This window comes from Corallococcus sp. 4LFB, from assembly GCF_046520365.1.
Lineage (GTDB): Bacteria > Myxococcota > Myxococcia > Myxococcales > Myxococcaceae > Corallococcus > Corallococcus caeni.
Genome location: NZ_JBKGHJ010000487.1, coordinates 1 through 6,118 on the forward strand (window position 1 = coordinate 1; position 6,118 = coordinate 6,118).

The window sequence follows — 6,118 nt, forward strand, 5'->3', positions numbered from 1 at the left end:
CCCGCGCTGCCGGAGCCGGTGAGGCCGCAGGGCGGCAGCGTGCGCGCGCTGGCCACGGTGGGCTTCGTCGTGGGCCTGCTCGCGGTGGGCGTGCTCTTCCGCGAACCCATCATGCTGGCGCTCACGTCCAAGGCCGCGGACGCGCAGGGCGTGTGGCTCACGGTGAACACCAACCAGCCGGTGAAGGTGTCCGTGCGGCACACGGAGCGCTGCGGCAGCCCGGAGCCGGTGACGCTGCTGGGCACCGCGCCGCTCACGCGCGTGCAGGGCGCCCACCTGCAGGACACGCTCATCCTGGAGAACGACGCCCAGGGCATCTACCTGGAGGACTCGGAGGAGCTCGCGTTCGGCCAGCCCGGCGAGCTGAAGACCTTCGAGCGCAGCTTCAAGGAGGGCACCCTCAAGCTGAAGATCACCCCCAAGGGGATGACGCCGGGCCTGACGGTGTACCGGAACAACCAGATGATGGGCAGCGCCGGCACGACGCTGAAGCTGATGGAGGGCAAGCAGCGCCTGGAGCTGCGCGGCAGGCAGCTCAAGGAGCCCGTGGCCTTCGAGGCCACCATCAAGCCCGACGAGACGACGGACCTCCCGCTGGACCTGGCCTCCGCGCTCTAGTAGCGCGGCAGGGACGGGTCCACGGTGCGCGAGTACAGGTCGATGCCGCCCTGGAGCGACGCGGCCTGGAGTCCCCGGCTGATGAGGTACGCGGCGCCGTCCAGGCTGCGCACCCCGTGGTGGCAGTAGACGACCACGGGCCGCCCCCGCAGGGCGTCCAGCTCTTCGTGGAAGTCCTCCAGCTCCGGCAGCGGCATCAGCACCGAGCCGGGCAGGGCCACCCACTCGTGCTCGTGTGGGAAGCGCACGTCCACCAGCACGGGGCGTGACTCGGGGGGGCCTGCCAGGCGCCGGGCCAGCTCGGCGGGGGTGATTTCAGGGATGGGCATGGGGGTTATCTTCTGTTGAGCCGGAACGGGGCCCGTCAGGTCCCTTGGCTTTTCGGGCGCCAGGGCGTTATGAGGCGCCGTCTACGAGGAGAGTGAAGCACATGGACACGTCTACCGCCGTCACCGGCTCCACGCCGGCCTCCCAGCCCGCCACCTCCGCGCCCGTCGTCCTGACGGCCGCCGCCATCACCCAGGTGAAGACGGTCATCGAGGCCCAGGGCTTCCAGGGCTACTTCTTCTCCATCCGCGTGGTGCCCTCCGGCTGCAGCGGCCTGGGCTACGACCTGAACCTCGTCAAGGAGACGAAGGCGGGCGACCAGACGTGGGAGCAGGATGGCGTGACCATCGCCACCGACGCGCTGAGCGCCCAGTACCTGTCGGGCACGCACATCGACTACGTCACCAGCATCACCGGCGCGGGCTTCAAGTTCGAGAACCCCAACGCCAAGTCGTCCTGCGGCTGCGGCACGTCGTTCACCACCTGAGCCGTCTTCGCGCTCGAGGTGGGAAAAGGGCCGGGATGGGACGCCAGCCAGGCGTGCCCCCGGCCCTTCGTGCGTCCAGCGGTCAGGCGCCGGCCACGGGCTTCATCACCTTCATCCAGGACTGCTCCTCCTTGCCGCGGCCCCGGCGCAGGGCGCGGCGGGCCTCCGCCTCCTGGAAGGCCTGGCGCTCCGCGTCCGACTCCAGGAGCAGCGGCGGCACCGGCACGCCCTTGCCGTCCTGCCCCTGCGCCACGAAGGTGAGCAGCGCGCTGGTGGTGAGGTGCCGCTCACCGGTGAGCGGGTTCTCCGCGTGCACGGTGACGCCCACCTCCAGCGACGTGCGGAACGACGCGAGCACGCGCGCGTGCAGGAGGGCAATCCAGCCCACGCGGATGGGGGCGTGGAAGTGCAGGTCGTCCATGGACGCCGTCACCACGACCTGACGGCAGTGGCGCTGGGCGGCCACGGCGCCGCAGATGTCGATCCACTGCATCACCTTCCCGCCGAACGCGGCGTTCAGGTTGTTGGCGTCCGGGGGGAGGATGAGCTGCGTCATCACCACTTCGGAGTCGCGCGGGCTCTTGGGGCTGAGGTCGTGCATGGCGCCGGGCAGCGTCGCACGAGAAGTGCGCCGCGTCAGGCGAGGAATGCGGAGACGCGGTCCATGAACTCCTCGCGCCCCTGGCCCCGGCGGATGTCCTGCTTGGACACGTCCACCACCAGGCAGTCCACGCCGTACTTCTCCTGGAGCACCTGGGGGAAGCCCGCGTAGTAGCCGTTGAGGCCCTTGAGGAACTGCCGCCCGATGCCCTTCTCCTCCGCGCGGCCGCGCGTGCGGATGCGCTGGAGCAGCACGTCCTCCGACGGCACGTCGAAGCAGATGACCTTGTCCGGCCGCACGATGTGGCGCGACAGCCGCTGGAAGTACTCGTAGTACAGGTCCAGCTCCGCGTTCGTCATGTGCCCCAGGCCGTGCAGGTACTTGGCGAAGATTTCGGGGTCCTCGTACAGCGTGCGGTCCTGCACGCAGCTCTTCCTGACGGAGTGGATGAGCTCGTGGTGCTCCACGCGCCGGATGAGGAACTCCAGCTGCAGCGTGAACGACCACCGCGACATGTCGCCGTAGTAGTCCCGCAGGAAGCGGTTGTCGATGACCGGCTCGTCGAACAGCTCGAAGCCGAAGCCCTGGCTGATGAGCTTCGCGGCCGTCGTCTTGCCCGCGCCGATGTTGCCCGCCAGCGCCACGAAGCGCTTGGCGCGGGGCACCTTCACCTTGAGCGTGTTGCGGGCCTTGGGCTTCGGTTCGGCGCCATCCGTGGGCGGCGCCTTGGACGGGGGCGGCTCGGTGCGGGACGTCGCGGGACGCGCGCGGGCGGTGGAGCGGGGCATGGAGCCCGAAGGCTTAACCCGGCTTTCCAGGGGCGTCCATTCGCTGGCGGAGCACATCCGGACGGTCGGTCATGATGCCGCCGACCCCTTCCGCGAGGAGCCGGTCCATCTCCGCCGGATCATCCACCGTCCACACGTTGATCCACTTGCCGCGCTCGGCCGCGGCCCGGAGCAGCGCGTCGTCCACCAGCCGCACCTCGCCGAAGTACAGCGGCATGTCGAGCACGCTGTAGCGCGCGTCCTCCGGCGGCACCTCGCCCGCCTTGAGCGCCAGGACGAACGCGGCCAGCGCGTCGCGCGGGTAGAAGTGGCACGCGTCGGGCAGCTTCTCGTAGAGCCGCTCCGCGATGACGTCCTGCTCGCTGCCCAGGCACACGCGGCCCAGGGCGCCTTCCTCGCTCAGCAGCCGGGCGAGCACTTCCTCCGCGCCCGGCACGTCCGGCTTGAGCTCCACGTTGAGGCGCAGGGCAGGGAAGGCGCGCAGCACCTCGCGCAGCGTGGGCAGCCGCACGCCCTGGCCGCGGAAGGGGAACGTGCGGCCCTCGTCCGGCGTGAAGCGGTAGCCCGCGTCCAGCTTCCGCAGCTGCGCGAGCGTGAGCGCCGCGAGCGGACCCGTCCCGTCGGTGCAGCGCTCCAGCGTGTCGTCGTGCGCGACGATGACCTCTCCGTCGCGCGACAGGTGCACGTCCAGTTCCAGCATGTCCGTGCGGTGCGTGTGGACCGCGCGCTGGAAGGCCTCCAGCGTGTTCTCCGGCGCGACCCCCGCGCCGCCGCGATGCGCGATGTGCAGCGTGGGCTTCAGCCCCTGGAAGAACGTGTCGCGCGCTAGCATTGATCCACCTATTCCTGAATTGACTGCGATGTCACGGACAGGGCCCCGGTCCGTTCCTTGCCGGCCCCGCTCGGCCGCCGGTATAAGGGTTCGAATCCTCAGCCCGACCGGCGTCGGACTTCAAGAATCGCGGCGCCCCTCACCCCCCCGGAGAGATACGAATGGAACTGCGCAAGAAGCTGGGCGCTGCGGCCCTCTTGGCTGCCGCGGCGATGGCCACGGCGGCCGGCTGTGGCGGACGTGACGACGACAACCCCACCCCGACGCCGGACGCCGGCTGTACGGGCGTGTGCAGCACCGACGCGGGCACCAACGACGCGGGCACGACTGACGCGGGCATGGACGCGGGCACGGGCGACGCGGGCACGCAGAACCAGATCGCCGCGGCGCGCAAGGCGCCGTTCAACACGAAGGTGACGCTGCGCGACGTGGTCATCACCGACGTGGACTACGAGAAGCTGGGCAATGACGGGGTGCAGTGGCGCTCGTTCTTCTGGGTGACGGATCCGGCCGCGCCGAAGGAAGGCCTCTACATCACCAAGTTCTACACGGACCTGCCGGACACGTATCACCCCCAGCCGGGCAACACGATCGACGTCGAGGGCTACTTCGGCACGGAGCCGAACTACCAGCCGTTCAGCGGCCGCCGCCACCACCTGGCGAACGACTTCAAGAACGGGAAGACGCTCAACATCACCGTGAAGTCCGACGCGGGCGTGGACGCCCGGCCGCCGGCCAACGAGGTGACGGCGGAGGACCTGGTGGCGTCGCTCGCGGCGCCCCAGAGCTCCGCGCCCTACCTGGGCACGCGCGTGCACCTGGCGGGCCCGCTGACGCTGACCAACCCGCAGCCGAGCCAGCTCCAGCGCCTGGACGACGCGGACGCGGGCACCATCTACTACGGCTTCGAGGTGACCGGCGGCATCCTCGTCTTCCACGACAAGACGCGTGACCGGTCCGGCGACGGCGGCACCCGCTGCGACTACCAGATGGCGGCCCTGGATGGCGGCGCGGTGACGTTCCCCAACGGCATCAGCGGCGTCTGGGACACCTACACCTTCGCGGGCTGCGAGGACGGCGGCACGGACATCACGGGCTGCGGCAAGAACGACAAGGACAGCGGCGTGCCGGGCACCGACCAGCGCTACACCTACACCATCATCCCGCAGGACTGCACCGACCTGCCGGGAGAGGTGGACGGCGCGGCCTTCCCGTAGTCCGCCTGACGCCTGACGCTTTCCCGTCCGCCTCCCAGGGCCTTGTGCCCTGGGGGGCGGTCGTGTTTCCGGGGCCCGAAAGTTCGCGTGGCCCGCCGGCCCTGCCTAGAGTCCGCGCCGGGCGGGTCGGACGGCTCCCCCCGGGGCGGGATTGCAGGTAGGCTCCGGACACGGTTCAAAGTTCCACCCGCGGCCCACCCTTCACGTCCTTGAGCTCGCCCCAGACGGCCACCCCGTTCGGAAAGTACCTGCTCATCAAGCGCCTCGCGCTGGGCGGGATGGCGGAGCTGTTCCTGGCGCACAAGCCGCCGGACCCCACGCTGGTGGTCATCAAGCGGATCCTCCCGTACCTCTCCGAGGAGCCGGAGTTCGTCCAGATGTTCCTGGACGAGGCGCGCATCGCCGCCCAGCTCCACCACCCCAACATCGTGCAGGTGCACGAGCTGGGGAAGGAGGGGGACAACATCTTCATCTGCATGGAGTACGTGGAGGGCGTGGACCTGCGCCGCGTGCTCGTGGAGGAGCACAAGTTCGGCGCCTCCATGCCGTACGGCGTCGCGGCGAAGATCTGCGCGGCCATCGCGGCGGGCCTGGACCATGCGCACTTCAGCCGCGGCGTGGATGGGCGCCCGCTGGAGCTGATCCACCGGGACGTCTCCCCGCAGAACGTGATGATCTCCTACGACGGGCGCGTGAAGCTCGTCGACTTCGGCATCGCCAAGGCCGGCGCGTTCATGGAGCGCAGCAAGCCGGGCGTCATCAAGGGGAAGTTCCTCTACCTGTCGCCCGAGCAGATCATGCAGGAGCGGCTGGACCACCGGGCGGACATCTACGCGCTGGGGGTGATGCTGTATGAAATCACCACCGGCAAGCAGCCCTTCCACCGCCCCACCACGGAAGGCATCCTCTACGCCATCCGCTCCGAGGAGGCGGCGCCGCCGCACCTGGTGCGCCCGGACTACCCGGAGGCCCTGTCGCGCATCGTGATGCGGTGCCTGGTGAAGGACCGCACCCAGCGCTACCAGCGGGCCTCGACGTGCGCAACGACCTGGAGGCGTTCCTCGCGTCCGGCGTGCTCAAGCAGAGCCTGGACGTGGCGTCGTACATCGCGCGGCTGTTGGGGGAGAAGGACGAGCGCACCGTGCTCCACATCCCCCCGGCGAAGCGCGCGGGCCGGCACGAGGCCACCCTGCCGCTGCCGTCCCTGCGCACGCCGCTGCCGCGCCGGTGCCCGACCTGCCGGAGGAC

The 6,118-nt window shown here is 70.1% G+C and carries 7 protein-coding genes and 1 pseudogene; 4 read left to right on the forward strand and 4 right to left on the reverse strand.

What is annotated here, in order from left to right; genetic code table 11:
* Positions 1-618, forward strand: a pseudogene (locus ACLEQD_RS34780) (serine/threonine protein kinase); the annotation flags it as partial.
* Here the strand turns inward: ACLEQD_RS34780 and ACLEQD_RS34785 are convergent.
* Complete coding sequence (locus tag ACLEQD_RS34785; protein WP_410390018.1) at positions 615-947, reverse strand: rhodanese-like domain-containing protein; 333 nt, start codon at positions 945-947, stop codon at positions 615-617. The pseudogene ACLEQD_RS34780 and the gene ACLEQD_RS34785 sit on opposite strands and share 4 nt — an antisense overlap.
* Before the next feature lie 101 nt (positions 948-1,048).
* On the opposite strand from ACLEQD_RS34785, the gene ACLEQD_RS34790 reads away from it, so the two are divergent.
* Positions 1,049-1,432, forward strand: coding sequence for a HesB/IscA family protein (locus tag ACLEQD_RS34790; RefSeq protein WP_410390020.1), 384 nt, complete (start codon positions 1,049-1,051; stop codon positions 1,430-1,432).
* An 82-nt stretch (positions 1,433-1,514) separates the two neighbouring features.
* On the opposite strand, the gene ACLEQD_RS34795 is transcribed toward ACLEQD_RS34790, so the two are convergent.
* Genes ACLEQD_RS34795 through ACLEQD_RS34805 form a run of 3 tightly spaced genes read right to left on the reverse strand, consistent with a single transcriptional unit; the run spans position 1,515 to position 3,653 of the window.
* Positions 1,515-2,033 carry an acyl-CoA thioesterase gene (locus ACLEQD_RS34795; protein ID WP_338261412.1) on the reverse strand — a complete coding sequence of 173 codons (519 nt, stop codon included), beginning with the start codon at positions 2,031-2,033 and terminating at the stop codon, positions 1,515-1,517.
* Positions 2,034-2,068: 35 nt separating this feature from the next.
* Positions 2,069-2,821 carry a deoxynucleoside kinase gene (locus ACLEQD_RS34800; RefSeq protein ID WP_171421501.1) on the reverse strand — a complete coding sequence of 251 codons (753 nt, stop codon included), beginning with the start codon at positions 2,819-2,821 and terminating at the stop codon, positions 2,069-2,071.
* A gap of 13 nt (positions 2,822-2,834) precedes the next feature.
* Entirely contained in the window at positions 2,835-3,653 is an 819-nt protein-coding gene (locus tag ACLEQD_RS34805) for a glycerophosphodiester phosphodiesterase (protein WP_410390022.1), read from the reverse strand.
* A gap of 161 nt (positions 3,654-3,814) precedes the next feature.
* Here ACLEQD_RS34805 and ACLEQD_RS34810 point away from each other — a divergent pair, with 161 nt between their 5' ends.
* Both ACLEQD_RS34810 and ACLEQD_RS34815 read left to right on the forward strand, forming a co-directional pair.
* Positions 3,815-4,870 carry a hypothetical protein gene (locus ACLEQD_RS34810; protein ID WP_410390024.1) on the forward strand — a complete coding sequence of 352 codons (1,056 nt, stop codon included), beginning with the start codon at positions 3,815-3,817 and terminating at the stop codon, positions 4,868-4,870.
* A gap of 209 nt (positions 4,871-5,079) precedes the next feature.
* Positions 5,080-6,118 (forward strand): serine/threonine-protein kinase (locus tag ACLEQD_RS34815; RefSeq protein ID WP_410390026.1); only part of this gene is annotated, 1,039 nt, incomplete at its 3' end.